Below are 16,829 nucleotides of genomic sequence, written 5' to 3' on the forward strand. Positions count from 1 at the left end.
TGTTCACCTCTTCCCATCCCGAACAGAGAAGTTAAGCGCGGCGGGCCAAGCCGGGGGCGCCTATATCAGCGTGATCCCGGCCAAAACCGCCGATGATACTTGGGTCTGAGAGACACGGTCAAACCTGCGCGGTTCGACCTGCGTGGTCCGACCTGCGTGGTCCGACCTGGTAAAGTAGGAGGCACGCCTAGTGTAGTCGTCACATTACTATTACAAATCAAAAGATCATCCCGAAAGGATGATCTTTTTTGCTTTAGACAATCTCCTATCCGTTCATACATGAGCAACTCGGACGAGGTTATTGAGAGCACCTAGTCCCGGTGAAGGCCTCGCAATTCTTGGACAGTCAAAACTGGAAAGTCAAGCTTGTATCTCCTTTTTTTACGTATTAACTCTCAACTTGCTGAGCAACTTGTTCCCACGCAAGTATTTATGGATCGTACTACTCATTTTTTGTGGTTAGCTTATCTGGAAACCGGAATTTACGAGCTGAGAACAGGTTTCTAAGGGATATTGAAACGCAAAATAGCAGCAGAGAAGACAACAATATTCAATCATTCATCTTGAAATGAAAGTAATTATCGAAGCAGAATAAAATTACTAGACTTTCTGAGTTATTAGCCAATTACCAGAGGCTAATTAGGCTAATTATTACCTGGGGTGAAGTTTAATAGATATCGGAAGTCCTGGCGCAGACTTTTATTTTAAAAAAATAAAGGAACATGTTAATCAGTGATATATGGCACGAATGACGATAATGAAGCTTACGTCAATTACCCACGGCAGATTTTTTGGTTGAGATAGAGCGTAAATAATTAATTGCGAAGATAAATCTCAGCCCATCTCAAATCTTCAGGTGTCGTAATCTTGATATTCTCATACGAACCTTCTGTCAAATAAATCGGGTAACCTTCAAATTCGAGAACACTGGCACAGTCTGTAAATATCGGTTGATAAGGATTTCTGAATGCTTTTTTCATCCAGTCAATTCGAAAAGTTTGTGGTGTTTGAATTAGTCGAAAAGCAGAACGGTCCATGGCCGTATTTGTTTCGGAATTCTCTATAATCCTGATAGAATCCTTTAAAGCAACACTTACGACAGCTGTACCAAATTGAGCGGCTTTCTGGAAACTTTCCAATATTATTTCTTTATTGATCACTGGACGAACGCCGTCATGAACTGCCACAAATGCATTGTCATTATCCAGGATACTGTTGAGTCCGTTTTTTACAGAATGAAACCTTGTTTCCCCGCCTGTTACAAGTGAATAGGATTCATTAAATGAAAACTCGGCACAAAGTTGATTCCAATACGTAAAATGAGCTTCCGGAAGGACCAGAATTATCCTTAACGAATGAGAATAATTTCTAAATGCTTTAATTGTATGCATGAGAACGGGTAATCCATTGACAGTAATAAACTGTTTTGGTATATCACTTTTCATCCGGCTCCCCGAACCACCTGCTACAATAATTACATACTCCTGCATAACAAAAAAGACTTTGGTATATTCAAAAAAATGTCATTTATCAACACAAAGCTGAGCTCAGATGTTAATAAATGACAAAAGTATTTTCTATCAATTCGAAGATCAGATGATCAGCATTGCGTCTCCGTATGTGAAGAATTTATATTTTTCTTTGATCGCCATTTCGTAGGCTTTCATTACTAAATCAAAACCTCCAAAAGCACAAGCCGACATCAGCAAAATCGATTCTGGAAGCTGGAAATTAGATATCATTGCGTTCGCAATTTTGAAATCATAAGGAGGAAAAACAAACTTGTCTGTCCATCCTTCAACTGCTTTTAGATGTCCGCTTGCCGAAACCGATGACTCAATAGCCTTAAGAGATGTTGTTCCAACTGCACAAACACGTTTTTTTGCATCCAAAGCTGCATTTACAATATCAGCGCTCGGTTGGCTGATACGATAATTCTCAGAATCCGTTTTATGTTTCGTCAAATCTTCTACATCAACAGTACGGAATGTACCTAAACCAACATGTAACGTTACAGGAGCAAAATTTACACCCTTAATTTCAAGGCGCTTCATCATTGCTTTTGTAAAATGCAAACCAGCAGTTGGGGCTGCTACTGCTCCGATATGTTCAGCAAAAATAGTCTGAAAGCGTTCGCGGTCAGAGTTCTCTACTTTACGACGTGAAATGATTTCCGGAGGAAGTGGAGTTTCGCCTAACTGGTCAACAAGTTTCATGAACTCGTCGTTGTCTCCATCATATAAAAAACGGATCGTACGACCACGTGAGGTAGTGTTGTCGATTACTTCAGCAACTAGGTCACTGTCACCAAAATATAACTTGTTGCCTACACGGATTTTACGCGCCGGATCGACAAGAACGTCCCAAAGACGCATTTCGCGGTTAAGTTCGCGCAATAAAAATACTTCAATTTTAGCACCTGTTTTTTCCTTCTGACCATAAAGACGCGCTGGAAAAACTTTGGTATCATTGATTGCCATTACATCTCCATCACCAAAATAATTGATAAGGTCAGGAAACATTTTATGTTCTATTTCTCCGGTTGCACGGTTTACTACCATTAGGCGCGATTCGCCGCGGTCGGAAGGATGAAGTGCAATCAGGCTTTGAGGAAGATCAAATTTGAATTCGGATAGCTTCATAGCTTGTTAAATCGGTGAAAGTCGATAAGTCGTGAGACAAAAATGGGGCGGTCGAAATTTTTATTAAAAATAGAATAACTACTGAACTTTCAATCAACTGTATCTTGCTGGTCAATAATCTCTTATCTTATAAAGGATAAATCTTTCTATGGATACTTAATTTTCAGATAAGTATTCCCGCAAATTCTCAATAATTTTACATAGTAAAAAATTAAGACCGCAAAAGTAGGAATTTGTGGGCAGAATTCCCAATTAAATCTTATTTTTTAAATTCCTTTCAACCTTTGTGTTTTCCATTTTGAAGACTGCGGCAATTCTCCGTTGTTCTGGGATGGTTTTTCTGGGTTTTTCTGTTGCATGAAATATGCGCTTATCATGGCGGCAAGTTGCATAGCTGGTTCGCTCGCCGCTGGATTTAGATATTGAGGAAGAAAAAACCGATTTACGAAATTAGTATCAAAACGCCCCGATGTAAATTCATTATGCTGCATAACAAAACGACAGAATGATAAAGTCGTCTGAACGCCTGAAATGTGATACTCATCAATGGCCCTGATCATCTTCTGAATTGCTTCCTCTCGATTTTGTCCATAAGTAATTAGTTTAGCCAGCATAGGGTCATAATAAATGGGAATCTCCATTCCTTCTTCAAAACCATCATCAACTCTAACGCCATTTCCCTGTGGTCTGACATATCTTTCCAGACGCCCGACATCCGGCAAGAAATTATTTGAAGGATCTTCGGCATAAACCCTTATCTCAATGGAATGGCCTTTCAGGTGTAATTCATCCTGCTTAATCGCAAGAGATTTTCCTTCTGCTATAAAGATCATTTGTTTAACCAGATCAACGCCTGTTATCAACTCAGTGACCGGATGTTCGACCTGAAGACGAGTATTCATTTCCAGAAAATAAAAGTTTTTATTTTCGTCCATAATAAATTCAACAGTTCCTGCTCCATAATATCCGCAAGAGCGCGCAACGTCGATAGCGCAACGGCCCATTTCTTTACGTATAGCGGGCGTAATAGATATCGATGGGGCTTCTTCAACTACTTTCTGATGGCGGCGCTGTATGGAACATTCGCGCTCAAATAAATGAATGATATTTCCATGCTGATCACCCAGGACCTGGATCTCGATATGTTTAGGAGAAGTGATATATTTTTCAATAAAAACCGCTCCGTCGCCAAACGAAGAAATGGCTTCACTGACAGCCCGGTCCATTTGCTCATCAAACTCTGCCTCATTTTCCACAATCCGCATTCCTTTGCCTCCACCTCCGGCACTTGCTTTAATCAAAATCGGATAACTAATCTCATGAGCAATCTGTTTTGCCTGTTCACGGTCACTGATGGCCTCTGCGGTTCCCGGTACCATCGGAATGTTATAATGGGAGGCAGCTTGTTTCGCTGCAAGTTTGCTGCCCATGATTTCAATTGCTTCGGGTGACGGGCCAATGAAAATCAGGCCGGCTTCTCCAGTTTTTCTGGCAAAGTCGGCATTTTCCGAAAGAAAGCCGTATCCAGGATGAATTGCGTCAACATTTAGTTGGTGGCAAACTTCCAGAATTTTTTTTGTATTTAAATAGGACTCAGATGAAGGTGCCGCACCAATGCAAACAGCCTCGTCAGCGTATCGAACATGCGGTGAGTTACGATCAGCTTCACTGAATATTGCAACAGTCGCAATATTCATTTCACGTGCTGTACGCAGTATTCTAAGGGCAATTTCACCACGATTGGCGACCAGGATTTTTTTGATTTCAGACATGTAATCAGATCACTATGAAGCAACAAGATATGTGAAAATTATTCAAAATATAAAAGAAGTATTTCTATTATTTTGGTAATTTACAATTCCTTGAATATAAGGTTTGTACTTAATGTATTATATTTTTTTTTATTTTTGCATTTATCTAACATAAATTACAAGTTGTTACCCACATAAATTAAGAGAGAGTGGACATTTTTGAGAAACTGCACAATAACTCAGGCCCGATCGGAACACCAGCTAAAATGCTGAATAGCCATCATTATTTTTCGTTTCCAATGTTGGAAGGTGATCTGGGTCCCAAAATGCGGTTCATGGGGCGTGAAGTTTTAAACTGGAGCCTTAATAACTATTTGGGTCTGGCGAATCATCCGGAAGTGCGTAAGGTTGATGCCGAGGCTGCGGCGAAGTGGGGATTGGCTTATCCGATGGGTGCACGTATGATGTCAGGTAATTCAACGTTGCATGAAGTATTTGAAAAGGAACTTGCGGAATTTGTAGGTAAAAAAGATGCCTTTTTGCTGAATTACGGATACCAGGGTGTGATGTCGGCAATCGAGTGTATCTGCGATCACCGCGATGTAATCGTGTATGATGCTGAATCTCACGCTTGTCTGATCGACGGAATTCGTTTGCATAAAGCAAAAATGGGTCAGTATTACAAGTTTAACCATAATGATATGGCTAGTCTTGAAAAAAATCTGATCCGTGCTACCAAAGCGGCAAACGAGAAAGGTGGAGGTGTTTTGGTTATAACCGAAGGTGTTTTTGGTATGTCTGGGAAAGTGGGCGATCTAAAGGCAATTGTTGAATTAAAGAAAAAATATGAGTTCCGTCTGTTGGTTGATGATGCACACGGATTTGGAACGATGGGTGAAACAGGTGCAGGTGTCGGTGAAATGCTTGGTGTTCAGAAGGAAGTAGATCTTTACTTTTCAACGTTTGCAAAATCAATGGCGGCAATCGGGGCTTTTATAGCTTCTGATGATCCTGAAATCATCATGTACCTGAAATATAACATGCGTTCTCAGACGTATGCAAAAGCGCTTCCGATGCCTTATGTAGAAGGTTGCAGAAAGCGTCTTGAAATGATCAAGACAATGCCTGAGCTTCGTACCAAATTATGGGAAAACGTAGCGGCTATGCAGAATGGATTGAGAAGCCGCGGATTCAATATCGGAGAAACTGAATCTCCTGTGACGCCTGTTTTTTTACACAGCGAAGGAGGAGTTCCGGAAGTGACGCGTATGGTTCGTGATTTACGCGAGAACATGGGTGTTTTCTGTTCGATCGTTGTTTATCCGGTTGTTCCAAAAGGACAGATCATGTTGCGCATCATTCCAACGGCATCACATACATTGGAAGATGTAGAATATACGCTCGACGCATTTACAACTCTGGCAGACAAATTGAAGAACAGAGTCTATCAAATCGAAGACGTTCAAGAAGTTGCTGAATAGTAAAATCATTGTCTATTGAGTTAAGAGGCCGTTTTTTTACAAAAACGGCCTCTTTTTTATTGGTAACCTGAAAAATATTTATTTAACGTAATTATCTGGTATTCAATTTGTTAAGTATAGTATTTAATACAAATTGGATTATAAGATTGTTTTTTTTTGTTTTTAGGGTTGCGGTAATGCTTTTAATTACTAAATTTCGGGCAAAACATGCGTTTCTAGCGTGTTAGAGGCATTTTAACTAAAAACAAACAAAAACATGGCAAGATTTGATGAAGTTAAAGATTTGATCCTATCGCTTGAAGGCGATTTCGATAAGTTTTACAATAAAGCAAACCAGGCTGCTGGAACGCGTGTGCGTAAAGGAATGCAGGAGCTAAAAACTTTGGCTCAGGAAATTCGCTCTGAAGTACAGAACAAAAAGAATGAAGCTGAATAAGTCACATACTTTTCAGGAAAGATAAATAGCCCGGTTCAAAACCGGGCTATTTATCCTTAGAATTTCTCCTGGTTAATCATTGTGGCGACACCTCGTGTCACAATTTTTTTCGTTGTCGCGTCAATAATTTCAGTTGATATCTCAGCAATATGTTTTACAGGATCAATGGTTTTAATCGTGAAGACCGCCTTGTAGTCCGTATCAACGAACATCGGCCGTAAGTATTCTACTGTTTGCTTAAGGTAAATCGAACCAAAGCCCGGGAACTGCGTTCCTAAAACTTTTGTAAAAACAGTTGTGCCCAGCATTCCATGGATGATCGGCCTTTTGAAGCTTGTTGTGGCAGCATATTCCGCATCAAGATGAAGCGGATTATTGTCACCGGTTAGTTCCGCAAATTGAATAACCTGCTCCTGCGAAAACCGAAAAGGATGATCAAAGGTGGCGTTAATAACAGGCTCTATATTCATAAAATAAAGTTATAGTTAGATTTTTTGCAAAAATCGTTTAATTCAACGACCTCTCCAAACAGGTGCGGCAATTGCTTTTAAACAAAAGAAGGCTGCCTTTTCAGACAGCCTTCTTTTGTTGCATATATGATTTTATTCTTCTATGTCCTCCGTTATAGCAGCGACTTCGTCCGCCTGTAAAACTCCATCCGTTATTTTTGGAGCCCTTGCCTTGTTCCGTTTATCTTTAAACTTTTTTACCTGCATTTTTAAAGTGTCAATCGCTAAATCCGTCGCCTCTTCAAATGTTGTCCCTTGCTCCCTCACAAACATTGTTCCGCCCGGGACATATATTTTTACCTCAAGAAGTTTAGTATGTAACTTTGCGTTGTCGCTCTTATCCAATTTAAGAAACACTTCACCACTCGTTATCCGATCGTAAAACGTATCGAGTTTATCCATTTTCTGTTGAATAAATGTCAACAATTTTGGGTCAGCGTCGAAGTGAATTGCTTGCATTTGCAGTCTCATAAGCACTTAAGTTTTATGGTAAAACATTACTTCCAACCGGGTCTAAAAAAATCTTTTTATTTACTAAAACGGCTTGCATCTCACGTAGCAAAATTCCAATCCGCCATTTCTTTCCAAAAGATTTCGAAGACTTACGGTATATTAAATAAAGAGAAAGATTACCGTAATGTCAAGTGATTGTAAAGGTTTTGTTTAAAAACTTTTTCGGGCTTCCAAATTCTCAAGTTCTTTTTACGCTTCCTCTAAAAGTGTCCGGAAAGAGACATATTGGCCATTGAATTTCTGATGATGGCTCTCTTGCAGATCGCCCTGAAACTCTGTCTGGTAGGCCATAAAATCTTCCATTGTACGAAAAATGAACTGATTGGTATATGTTGCGCCTTCATTTTCTATTTCTGTGAGAAGCCGCAGCAATTTGGTTTCAACCGGCAATCCGGTGGCCATGATCGCCGGGATATGCGTTTCTTTCATATATTTTAGCCATTCTTTTTCAGCGGCATGGCTGATATTCACCGTGATATTAAAAAGGATCATTTTTTCTTTCTGTTTCAATTTAAAAACTTGCGCAAATATCGCGCTTTAAATATTAATCGTGACAATTATAACTTCAGTTACAGCAATTGTTGTGATATGCTCAATTGGCAATTACCTTTGCAACCTTACGATTCACCATAACCCGTTTTACATATGAACGCTCTGATACGTGCCCATTCGGGCTTACGTTACGTTGTCCTTGGATTATTGATTGCAGCTGTTGTAATTGCTTATTCAAACTGGCAGAATAACAAACAAGGCGACAGCAAAGTTTACTTATTTGCTCTGATTGCCACACATACTCAGTTATTGATTGGATTAGTGCTTTATACGATGAGTCCGTTGGTGAACTTTGGGGAGATCAGCAACAAGGTGATACGTTTTTATTCCATCGAGCACGTCTTTATGATGGTTATCGCGATCATCCTGATCACTGTCGGACGCGTTCGTTCAAAGAAATTGGCCGGGGCAGACAAACATCGTACCGTTCTTTACTTTTATGCGATGGGGCTGATCATTATTTTAGCCGCTATTCCATGGCCTTTCAGAAATTTAGGCGCTGCCTGGTTCTGATCTGGGAAACGGCTTTCGGCGGTCGGCCATCGACTGGCCGCTGAAAGCCAACTTTGTGTTTAAGAACTTTTAATTCTCTATATCGAAGTCGAAAGCTGATTGCCGAAGGCCGATAGCTTACCCAAACAAATCGCTTGAAAGATACCGGTCTCCACGGTCGCAGATAATAAAAACGATTGTCCCGGATTCAAGTTCTTTTGCCAGCTCAACTGCCGCCCAGGCAGCTCCTCCACTGCTCATACCTGCAAAGACTGCTTCTTCTTTTGCTAATTTTCGTGTCATTAAAGTAGCATCATTCTGAGTCACTTCGATAACTCTGTCAACACGGTTTCTGTCAAAGATTTTAGGAAGATATTCTTCAGGCCATTTACGGATCCCCGGTATACTCGAACCATCCGTTGGCTGACATCCAATAATCTGGATATTTTTATTCTGTTCTTTTAAATAACGGGAAACCCCCATGATAGTACCGGTTGTGCCCATAGAAGAAACAAAATGCGTTATTTCCTTATTAGTATCCCGAAGTATTTCAGGGCCTGTTGTGTTATAATGAGCTTTCCAGTTGTCCGGATTCGCGAATTGATTCAACATGAAAAAATCTCCTTTTTTTGCTTTTTCTTCCGCATAATCTCGGGATTCTTCCATAGTTTCGATTAAAGTCACTTTTGCGCCAAATGCCTCCATGGTCAAAACACGTTCCCGCGTCGAATTTTGAGGCATTACCAACTCTATTTCAATATCAAATAATCGTGCGATCATGGCCAGTGCAATTCCTGTGTTACCACTGGTTGCTTCGATCAATTTTGTACCTGGCTTTATTTCGCCGCGGTCCAAAGCGCCTTTGATCATACTGTAAGCCGCGCGGTCTTTGACACTGCCACCTGGATTATTCCCTTCCAGTTTGCCGTAAAGCTTAACGTTTGGATTTGGATTGATGCGGTTTAATTCAACTAATGGGGTATTGCCTACTAAATCAAGAAGTGCGGACATGGGGTAAAATATAAAATGTGATATGATGTTGTTTATTCATTTTATGAACAAACAACATCGCACACCAGTATTCCGGTTCACTTCGAACCGGTTGTACGAATAGGAGATATAAGTAATTTCTGACACAACCATATTTGTCTGATAGACTAAATTGATTGCAAAGATAATGGTTTATTGATATTTAGAATCCTGAAAGAACAGCAAAGTTCCTGCAAGGAACGTTGTGATCGATGAGGAATGGGTACCGCCAGGAACCGTTATAAGTTCTACGTCAGCCGCTCCAAGTTTTTTCATGGCGTTAACTGCGTTGACTGAATTAAAATAAAATACCAGCGGATCTGCATCACCGTGATAAAGACGGGTAGGTGTTTTTGGTTTCCAGTTATAAACATCATTATCACCAATGGCATTTACAAAACCTGTATCAGTACCATCATTCAGCGCTTTTTTAAAGGAATCGTTTAATATTGTACTGAAACTGACGTTAATCGGATTCGATATCCCAAGCTGAGCAATCTGTGCAGCGAATGGTTCTTTAAAATAATAAGTAGTTGGTTTATTAAGTTTGTAAATCCGGTCGTAAGTAAGCAAAACCCATAAATAAAGGGAGTTATAGGAAGCGACACTATTTGTGGAGCTATTAATTACATACTTCATAAAAGCAGTTTTGTCGTAAGCACCGGCTCCGCAGCTTGAGGCTTTAAGATTAAATTCGGACGACGCTTCTTCCTCAATTTTTTTCTGCAACGACATCGTCGCATAACCACCTTCCGAGTAGCCGGCAAGATAAAGTTTTTCATTCCATTTCACCGCGGTCTGTCCTTTGATTAATTCTTTTGCCGCACGAAGCATATCCAGCGTAGAGGAAGCCAGGCTTGCGCGATGCTCATATGGATGAGGGAAATCTTTTGATGCGCCATAACCAATGTAATCGGGATAGACGATAATGTACCCCAAAGAAGCAAATAGCGTACCAAATGAAGCAGCTTCCGAGCCCGGCTGGAAGTTGGAAGGAGCACTGGCGTCGGCAGTTATCGTTCCGTGCTGAACACTGATCATCGATAATGGCTGATCTGAAACAGGCATAATTACCGCACCGGACGCTGTAATCTCAGCTCCATCTGTATTTGTAGTTTTGTAAGTGATCTTGTAAACTTTAACAGGGTTTCTAACATAAGAGGTAAGAAGTGGACTCGTTGCTGCGACCTCCTTAGTTATTTCTTCTTTGGAAAGGTCTTTCAAAAAAGTGCTTTCTTTCAGATATTTATTTTCTTCTGAAGGTGTGGGTTCAACCGGATTATCATTATCGCTGCAAGCAGTGAACAGGAGCAAACTCCAGATTAAAAGTGCCCAGGTTTTACGGAATAGAAAGGTAGTAATGTTCTTTTGCATATCGTTATAAGGAAACAAGTCAGTGTTCTGTCTGAGATAACGAACACTGACTTGTTTTTTTGATAAATATAATCTGATTTTCTGATAATTATATTTTCCCCATGTACCAACTTATCATGCGGGCGGATGCGTCGGGTCTTTCTACCATACCCATATGTCCGGCTTCTGCCAGAATGAAGGGATAACTTTGTTTCGGATATTCCGAAAGGCTGATACAGCTCTCAAATGGAATCAATTTGTCCTGCATTCCAATAATAAATAAAACCGGAAAAGGCATCGCAGCTAAAACGGAGGTCCGGTCGGGGCGTTCGCGCATTGCATTTATTCCTGCGATTAATGCCTCTGCGGGAAGCTTTCCATAACGCTCAATATGCTCTTTAATCTTATCGGGATGAAGTTCTTTGAAACGATCTCCATACAAATTTGCGGCTGTATTTTTTACAAACATTTCTGTTCCGTAGTTACGCAGCATATCGATGGTTTGATTGCGCTGATGTTTTTTCGATTCATCATCCGGATAAGCTGTAGAATGAAATAATCCAAAACCTTCCAGCATTTCAGGATATTTCTCAGCGAACGCCAAGGCAATATAGCCACCCATGGAATGTCCGATCAGTGTGCATTTCTCAATCACAGCGTTGGTAAGAAAACGATGCAACTCATCAGCATATTCTTCGACAGTCTGGCAAAATGTGAAAAGGGAAATATTAGGTCTTACGACGGTGTAATAGTCATTTATTAAAGCATCAATGTTATCCCAAATCGCATCATCAACGCCATGGCCGTGCAGTAATACAAGTGTTTTTCTGTGTAGATTCATAGCAATTCACGCTAAAAGGTTGAGTTATTCTTTGCTTAAATATACATAAACCAAAAAGGAAATCAGCTTTTAGGAAGGAATTGGTTGTAAATTAACGAAGACTTTATATTGAGCGAAAAAGAATAACCTACTAAAATTAATATTTTTTAGTAGGTTATTCTTTACATCTTGTTCAGCAGATTTTTGTCAGCTCTACTTCATAAATCAGCAGTTTGATTTAACTGACACTTCTATTTATTCAGCTTCGCTATCTCCTCCTCCCTCAGAGCTCTCCGTAATATTTTACCTACATTGGTTTTTGGTAATTCTGTTCTGAATTCAATTTTTTTAGGGCATTTATAGGGAGTGAGATTTTCTTTACAGTAAGCTTTTACCCGTTCCTCAGTTAGTTCAGGATCTTTTTTTACGATAAAAAGTTTTACCAGTTCTCCTGATTTGTCGTCGGGGATCCCCACACAAGCAACTTCCAAAACTCCCGGGCATTGAGCGACGACATCTTCAACTTCATTTGGGTAAACATTAAACCCGGAAACCAGAATCATATCCTTTTTACGGTCAACAATCTTGAAATAGCCGTCGGCATCTTCAAAGCCTAAATCTCCTGTTTTGAACCAACGCAGACCATCTTTTTCAAAAATGACCTGAGCAGTTTCATCCGGCCTGTTAAGATATCCAAGCATAACTTGCGGACCAGCAGCGCATATTTCGCCAACTTCACCGAGGTCTGCCCAGGTTCCGTCTTCTCGCAAAATACGCATAGCAGTGCTTGGCCAAGGAATACCGATTGTCCCTATCCGGTTTTCACCGACAAGTAAATTTGAAGATAAAACGGGAGAAGTTTCAGAAAGACCGTAGCCTTCTGTTGCTGCGCATCCGGTTGCTGCCAGCCATTTTTCGGCAACAATCTTTTGCAGTGCCATACCTCCGGCAGAAGTTGCCCGCAACTGACTAAAATCGACTTGGCCGAAATTAGGGTTATTCATCAGACCATTGAACATGGTGTTGACACCCGTGAAAACGTTTATTTTATATTTTTTTAAATCGGCTATAAAAGCATTCATATCACGTGGGTTAGTGATCAGAATGTTCATTGCACCAGTTTTGACTCCTGACAATGCGTTAACAGTAAGCGCATAAACGTGATATAACGGAAGAGCTGCTACGAAAACCGGCGCGTCCATGTCGGTCATAATCGGTTTCAGCCAGGCACTGTTCGCTTCTACGTTTGCAATAAGATTGCGATGGGTAAGTAATGCACCTTTTGAAACGCCCGTTGTTCCACCCGTATATTGTATGAAAGCTATATCAATATTAGAAACTACCGGTTTTTCATACGTAAGACCTGACCCAAGTGAAATTGCCTCACTGAACGCAATCGGGCCCTGAATGTGATACGCAGGGACCATTTTTTTTACGTATTTAACGACAGCATTAACAATCTGCTTTTTAGGAAATCCAAGCATGTCTCCAATTTGAGTGATTATCACATGTTTGATCTCCGTATTAGCAATAATTTTTTCGAGATGAGAAGCAAAATTTGCGAGAATAACGATCGCTTTCACTCCTGAATCCTTAAACTGATGCTGCATTTCCCGTGGCGTATATAACGGATTGGTATTAACAACCACAAGTCCCGCGCGTAATGCACCGAACATCGCTATCGGGTACTGGAGCAGATTAGGCATCTGAATTGCAATGCAGTCACCTTTTCTTAAACCCAGACTTTGAAGATAGGCAGCGAAATTCCTCGAGAGCTCTTCCAATTTTCCAAAACTGAGTTCCTTGCCCATATTTGCATATGCCGGCCTGTCCTTATATAACCTGAAACCGGTCTCCATCAATTCGATCAACGATGAATAAGCATCCGGGTCGATTTCATACGGCACTCCCGGCGTGTAAAACTTTAGCCAGGGATATGTTTCTTTGGATATGGCAATCATGCGTTCTGTCTCAAAAGTTGATAATGTCGCTCTTTAAAATTTAAGTTAAACAATTGAGACAAAATAATATTGAATCTGTCCAATTATTTTTCACTTACTCTTTAAACGTCATATTTGCGGCGAAGTAATATAAAGCAACAATAGTTTATCGTTTTGAAATTTCCCAGCGCCAGAGCGGGCCTTCGTCCGGATCGTTGACATCGTCCGTTCTTTCAAAGCCGAGCTTTTCAAGAATATGTCCGGAAGCATTTTCTTCTGCCAATGTATGTGCCAACACCTTTAAAACTCCGCTTTGTGAGAAAGCATGTTCTAATAGCGCGCGGGCGGTTTCCGTACCAAGGCCCATGGAGCGATAGGAGGGCATAATTTCATAGCCAATCTCAACCATTCCATTAGAGTCCGGCTCTCCTTTGTAGCCACAGGAGCCAATTAAAATATTACCCGGTTTGTATATAATTAAATAAACCCACCAGAGACGAAGTGGTGGGTGAGCCTTCCAACGATGATAGGAAGGCGTAAAAGTATCACGAAATTCAGTCCATTTTTTTGGAACATTTACACCCATTACACGACCCAGGACGTTATTGCCCATTCTTATCGCATCAAAAAGTGTGTCGTCACACGGAACAATATCTAAACGAGGGCTTTGAAGCATTTTTAAGTTAAATAGTCAAATCAAAGCCGAATTTACGAAAATCACAATGAATTGTTCTCATCGAGCTGGTCTGAAATCGCTTTCCGTATGGCCTGATGAGGGCGCATTCCAGAATTTTTGGAACGAGTAACAGCTCTGTCGGATGGATTTGTTTTTGCACGTAAGGCAAGATTCGATACCGTCATATGACCATTTCTCCAATGTTCATATTCTTCCTCGGTCATGATATCTCTTGTTACTTGTCCGTGTGCATAACCGTCTCCAAACGACTGTATACGGCTATCAGTCAATGCAAGTTTCCGTTCTTCTTCCAGGTTTTCGATTTCAGTACGTATATCAGCTTCCTCCTGTTTTAATTCTTCCCAGGTAGGTAATACTGCCAGGTCGTTTTCGAGAATACTTTTCTGTGCAAGCTGCTGAGTCAGTGTTTCCTGCAATTCATCCAGTTGTTTTTCGATTTTTTTCCTGCGTCTTCTTAATCTCCATAATTTGGGATCAATTTGCAGCCAGCGCATCCAAAAACCTTGCAGTACAGGCAAAGCCATACCAAGCGAAATTGCACCGGCGATGGCAAAAAGAACTCCACTCAAAACGAAAGACAGGAGTGCCCAGGGACTATTTACCAGATCAAGGTTTAGCTGATCAGAATTCCGAAGTGCCTGCTCAATTTTATTGGTGAGCTCAGGACTGTTGATAGGTGCGCCGGTCATTGGATCGACAGCATTTAATTGCAAGCCTTTCACCGATTTATTGATGGCTTCCTTTAATTTATCTGTGCGGTATGCTTCATATCGAAACCAACCTAATACGATCAAAGTTACAATTGCGAAAATTGACAGGATTAGTTTGAACCGGGCATAGCGGTTTCTAGCTTTTTCTGTACCCTCTTTTTGATACGGCTCTTCAATTAACCGGTCATAAGCCGGTTTCAACAAAACGGATAACATCGCCAGACCGATAGCAAAAGCCCATGCCTCATTCGGGTTACGAATGTTTAATGCATATGCAACGATTTCATGAGAAATGATAAGGTCACCAGCAATAAAGGAAATACCTGCAACGAGGAAAATCAGACCGGCAACTAATGAATAATTGGGGGCTGACTCGGTTCTTTTCTCTTGCAGCTTTTCAGTCTGCTGGCCAATATTCCAGACAGAAGTATCGAGATCTTTAATTTTTTTCGCGCTTTGGTTTACGCCCATCACCTGATCCTGAAGCTTGTCGTAAGACTGCTTATGGACACTGATTGTTTCCTGTCTTTTATTTTTAATAGCATCAAGTTCAGCACGTTTTTGATTCAGGCGGTCCAGCACCCAATCGTGGCTGACATTACTCGACAAATATGCTTCATAAACCTGGCGGTCTAATCCTTCAAGACCGCTGGTATAGCCATGTTGATAGTCGCTGTTTTGTTCGTCCATAACTTGTAAGGTTTTATAACACAGAGTGTGAGATTCAAAAAAATTATTCCGCACTTTTTCTGATCTCCTGCAATTGTTGTTTGGTCAACTGATTTTTCATCCGTCTTGCCAGAAAAAACTCGCTTTCAAAGAGTTTGATCAACATATCGCGTCTTGCGTAAATACGGTCACGCTCGGTTTCGGCCTGACCTTGTTCGCGTAGAACCTGCCACTTTTTGACGCGTAATTCATCAATTTCTGCTCGTAAAATCTGGATTTCATTTTCCCAGTTTGCGGAGTTTTCTACAAATTCTCGTCGATCGCGGTTGATATTGAAAAGGGCAAGCAAGTCATTTCTCAAAACAGTAACATTGCTGAGCAACAATTTTCCGGCAAAAAGAAAGAGGAAAAAAACGAATACAAAAAGTGCGGTTGCCTGCCAGGTTCCCTGATACGGTAATGCGTTGGCAAAAACAAAAAGCGCCGCTGCAAACGGCAGACCAATTTCTTCTAAAAGCGCCCGCCACGAAACGCGCGACTCCGTATCATGAAACATAGAAATTCTTCCAAACAAGCTGAACATACCTGCTAAAAAGACGCCCAGGGCTATCCATGAACTTTCAGCAAAAGCAGGTTTTAACGATTCTTTGATCAGAAAAAAGTTGCCGACACACATCGCCACGGAGAGAGATAATCCAATTAATGTACGTGGTAAATGGTGTTCGCCACCAGGTTTCGAAGCCACCAGATTTTTAAGTTTTTCATCAAGCTCTTCGAGACGGTTATTTTTGTGCCCGATGAATAAATTCAATTCCTGAATATGTTCATTATGCTGCTCGATACTGCTCAGATGTTCCGCCGCCAGATGTGAAAAATACTTATGAATAATATCCGTTTTTTCTGTCGGGTCCGATTCTGATAATCCAAAAAGGACGCCTTCGTCACGAAGTGTATCCTCGTCTTCCAGCCAGTAAGGAATAGTTACTTCGGTGCGTATTATCTGAACAGGATTTTTTTCTGACTGGGATATATTGTTTTTAAATGCTGCCGGATAAGAGACAGGTGAATTTGTGTTACTTTGAGGCATGGTGTCTTTGAAGCCGGAGGGAGCTTCTGTTTGTGATTCAGTTTCGTCGTCGTAAAAATTGTCTTCGTCGTTCCTCGAAGAACGGAGCCAGCTTGTGATACGTTCAGTGAATTTTCCCATAAATTTTTCATGGTTAAGCCTGCAAGTA

16 protein-coding genes are annotated in these 16,829 nt (G+C 40.8%); 3 read left to right on the forward strand and 13 right to left on the reverse strand.

Annotated elements, in window-relative coordinates:
• Positions 1-815: 815 nt before the first annotated feature.
• The 3 genes from BMY70_RS04725 to BMY70_RS04735 all read right to left on the reverse strand — a co-directional run bounded on the left by BMY70_RS04725 (position 816) and on the right by BMY70_RS04735 (position 4,414).
• Positions 816-1,490 (reverse strand): 2-C-methyl-D-erythritol 4-phosphate cytidylyltransferase, encoded by a 675-nt coding sequence (locus BMY70_RS04725; RefSeq protein WP_090332733.1) that lies wholly within the window; start codon positions 1,488-1,490, stop codon positions 816-818.
• A 102-nt stretch (positions 1,491-1,592) separates the two neighbouring features.
• Entirely contained in the window at positions 1,593-2,642 is a 1,050-nt protein-coding gene (gene queA, locus BMY70_RS04730; RefSeq protein ID WP_090332736.1) for a tRNA preQ1(34) S-adenosylmethionine ribosyltransferase-isomerase QueA, read from the reverse strand.
• Positions 2,643-2,908: 266 nt separating this feature from the next.
• A complete protein-coding gene (locus BMY70_RS04735) occupies positions 2,909-4,414 on the reverse strand; it encodes an acetyl-CoA carboxylase biotin carboxylase subunit (protein ID WP_090332739.1) in 1,506 nt (501 codons plus the stop codon).
• 188 nt (positions 4,415-4,602) lie between these two features.
• Here BMY70_RS04735 and BMY70_RS04740 point away from each other — a divergent pair, with 188 nt between their 5' ends.
• Positions 4,603-5,874, forward strand: a complete 1,272-nt coding sequence (locus tag BMY70_RS04740) for an aminotransferase class I/II-fold pyridoxal phosphate-dependent enzyme (RefSeq protein ID WP_090332742.1) — start codon at positions 4,603-4,605, stop codon at positions 5,872-5,874.
• A gap of 256 nt (positions 5,875-6,130) precedes the next feature.
• Positions 6,131-6,310, forward strand: a complete 180-nt coding sequence (locus BMY70_RS04745; RefSeq protein WP_090332745.1) for a BF3379 family histone-like protein — start codon at positions 6,131-6,133, stop codon at positions 6,308-6,310.
• A gap of 56 nt (positions 6,311-6,366) precedes the next feature.
• Here BMY70_RS04745 and BMY70_RS04750 read toward each other — a convergent pair whose 3' ends face one another.
• The 3 genes from BMY70_RS04750 to BMY70_RS04760 form a co-directional block, all read right to left on the reverse strand.
• Complete coding sequence (locus tag BMY70_RS04750; RefSeq protein WP_090332750.1) at positions 6,367-6,780, reverse strand: MaoC family dehydratase; 414 nt, start codon at positions 6,778-6,780, stop codon at positions 6,367-6,369.
• A gap of 132 nt (positions 6,781-6,912) precedes the next feature.
• Entirely contained in the window at positions 6,913-7,290 is a 378-nt protein-coding gene (locus tag BMY70_RS04755) for an HPF/RaiA family ribosome-associated protein (protein WP_090332752.1), read from the reverse strand.
• 231 nt (positions 7,291-7,521) lie between these two features.
• Entirely contained in the window at positions 7,522-7,824 is a 303-nt protein-coding gene (locus tag BMY70_RS04760; RefSeq protein ID WP_090334680.1) for a DUF4286 family protein, read from the reverse strand.
• 153 nt (positions 7,825-7,977) lie between these two features.
• Between BMY70_RS04760 and BMY70_RS04765 the strand changes: the two genes are divergently transcribed.
• A complete protein-coding gene (locus BMY70_RS04765) occupies positions 7,978-8,397 on the forward strand; it encodes a cytochrome B (RefSeq protein ID WP_090332755.1) in 420 nt (139 codons plus the stop codon).
• Positions 8,398-8,514: 117 nt separating this feature from the next.
• Here BMY70_RS04765 and cysM read toward each other — a convergent pair whose 3' ends face one another.
• The 7 genes from cysM to BMY70_RS04800 all read right to left on the reverse strand — a co-directional run bounded on the left by cysM (position 8,515) and on the right by BMY70_RS04800 (position 16,801).
• On the reverse strand, positions 8,515-9,387 hold the full coding sequence (gene cysM, locus BMY70_RS04770; protein WP_090332757.1) for a cysteine synthase CysM: 873 nt from the start codon (positions 9,385-9,387) through the stop codon (positions 8,515-8,517).
• Between the two features lie 171 nt (positions 9,388-9,558).
• The gene (locus tag BMY70_RS04775; RefSeq protein WP_090332760.1) at positions 9,559-10,779 is read right to left on the reverse strand and encodes an alpha/beta hydrolase family protein; all 1,221 of its coding nucleotides are present in this window, start codon (positions 10,777-10,779) and stop codon (positions 9,559-9,561) included.
• 88 nt (positions 10,780-10,867) lie between these two features.
• Complete coding sequence (locus BMY70_RS04780; protein ID WP_090332763.1) at positions 10,868-11,599, reverse strand: alpha/beta fold hydrolase; 732 nt, start codon at positions 11,597-11,599, stop codon at positions 10,868-10,870.
• 230 nt (positions 11,600-11,829) lie between these two features.
• Entirely contained in the window at positions 11,830-13,539 is a 1,710-nt protein-coding gene (locus BMY70_RS04785; protein ID WP_090332766.1) for an AMP-binding protein, read from the reverse strand.
• A gap of 145 nt (positions 13,540-13,684) precedes the next feature.
• Positions 13,685-14,194, reverse strand: a complete 510-nt coding sequence (locus BMY70_RS04790) for a GNAT family N-acetyltransferase (RefSeq protein ID WP_090332769.1) — start codon at positions 14,192-14,194, stop codon at positions 13,685-13,687.
• 41 nt (positions 14,195-14,235) lie between these two features.
• The gene (locus BMY70_RS04795) at positions 14,236-15,615 is read right to left on the reverse strand and encodes a hypothetical protein (RefSeq protein WP_090332771.1); all 1,380 of its coding nucleotides are present in this window, start codon (positions 15,613-15,615) and stop codon (positions 14,236-14,238) included.
• Between the two features lie 43 nt (positions 15,616-15,658).
• Positions 15,659-16,801 carry a transporter permease gene (locus BMY70_RS04800; protein WP_090332775.1) on the reverse strand — a complete coding sequence of 381 codons (1,143 nt, stop codon included), beginning with the start codon at positions 16,799-16,801 and terminating at the stop codon, positions 15,659-15,661.
• Positions 16,802-16,829: the final 28 nt, after the last annotated feature.

This window comes from Dyadobacter koreensis (assembly GCF_900108855.1).
Lineage (GTDB): Bacteria > Bacteroidota > Bacteroidia > Cytophagales > Spirosomataceae > Dyadobacter > Dyadobacter koreensis.

Coding starts and splice junctions, on each gene's coding strand:
- BMY70_RS04725 (WP_090332733.1), bottom strand. CDS start 1,490: ATGCAGGAGTATGTAATTATTGTAGCAGGTGGTTCGGGGAGCCGGATG.
- BMY70_RS04735 (WP_090332739.1), bottom strand. CDS start 4,414: ATGTCTGAAATCAAAAAAATCCTGGTCGCCAATCGTGGTGAAATTGCC.
- cysM (WP_090332757.1), bottom strand. CDS start 9,387: ATGTCCGCACTTCTTGATTTAGTAGGCAATACCCCATTAGTTGAATTA.
- BMY70_RS04800 (WP_090332775.1), bottom strand. CDS start 16,801: ATGGGAAAATTCACTGAACGTATCACAAGCTGGCTCCGTTCTTCGAGG.
- BMY70_RS04760 (WP_090334680.1), bottom strand. CDS start 7,824: ATGATCCTTTTTAATATCACGGTGAATATCAGCCATGCCGCTGAAAAA.
- BMY70_RS04785 (WP_090332766.1), bottom strand. CDS start 13,539: ATGATTGCCATATCCAAAGAAACATATCCCTGGCTAAAGTTTTACACG.
- BMY70_RS04775 (WP_090332760.1), bottom strand. CDS start 10,779: ATGCAAAAGAACATTACTACCTTTCTATTCCGTAAAACCTGGGCACTT.
- BMY70_RS04790 (WP_090332769.1), bottom strand. CDS start 14,194: ATGCTTCAAAGCCCTCGTTTAGATATTGTTCCGTGTGACGACACACTT.
- BMY70_RS04755 (WP_090332752.1), bottom strand. CDS start 7,290: ATGAGACTGCAAATGCAAGCAATTCACTTCGACGCTGACCCAAAATTG.
- BMY70_RS04795 (WP_090332771.1), bottom strand. CDS start 15,615: ATGGACGAACAAAACAGCGACTATCAACATGGCTATACCAGCGGTCTT.
- queA (WP_090332736.1), bottom strand. CDS start 2,642: ATGAAGCTATCCGAATTCAAATTTGATCTTCCTCAAAGCCTGATTGCA.
- BMY70_RS04780 (WP_090332763.1), bottom strand. CDS start 11,599: ATGAATCTACACAGAAAAACACTTGTATTACTGCACGGCCATGGCGTT.
- BMY70_RS04745 (WP_090332745.1), top strand. CDS start 6,131: ATGGCAAGATTTGATGAAGTTAAAGATTTGATCCTATCGCTTGAAGGC.
- BMY70_RS04750 (WP_090332750.1), bottom strand. CDS start 6,780: ATGAATATAGAGCCTGTTATTAACGCCACCTTTGATCATCCTTTTCGG.
- BMY70_RS04765 (WP_090332755.1), top strand. CDS start 7,978: ATGAACGCTCTGATACGTGCCCATTCGGGCTTACGTTACGTTGTCCTT.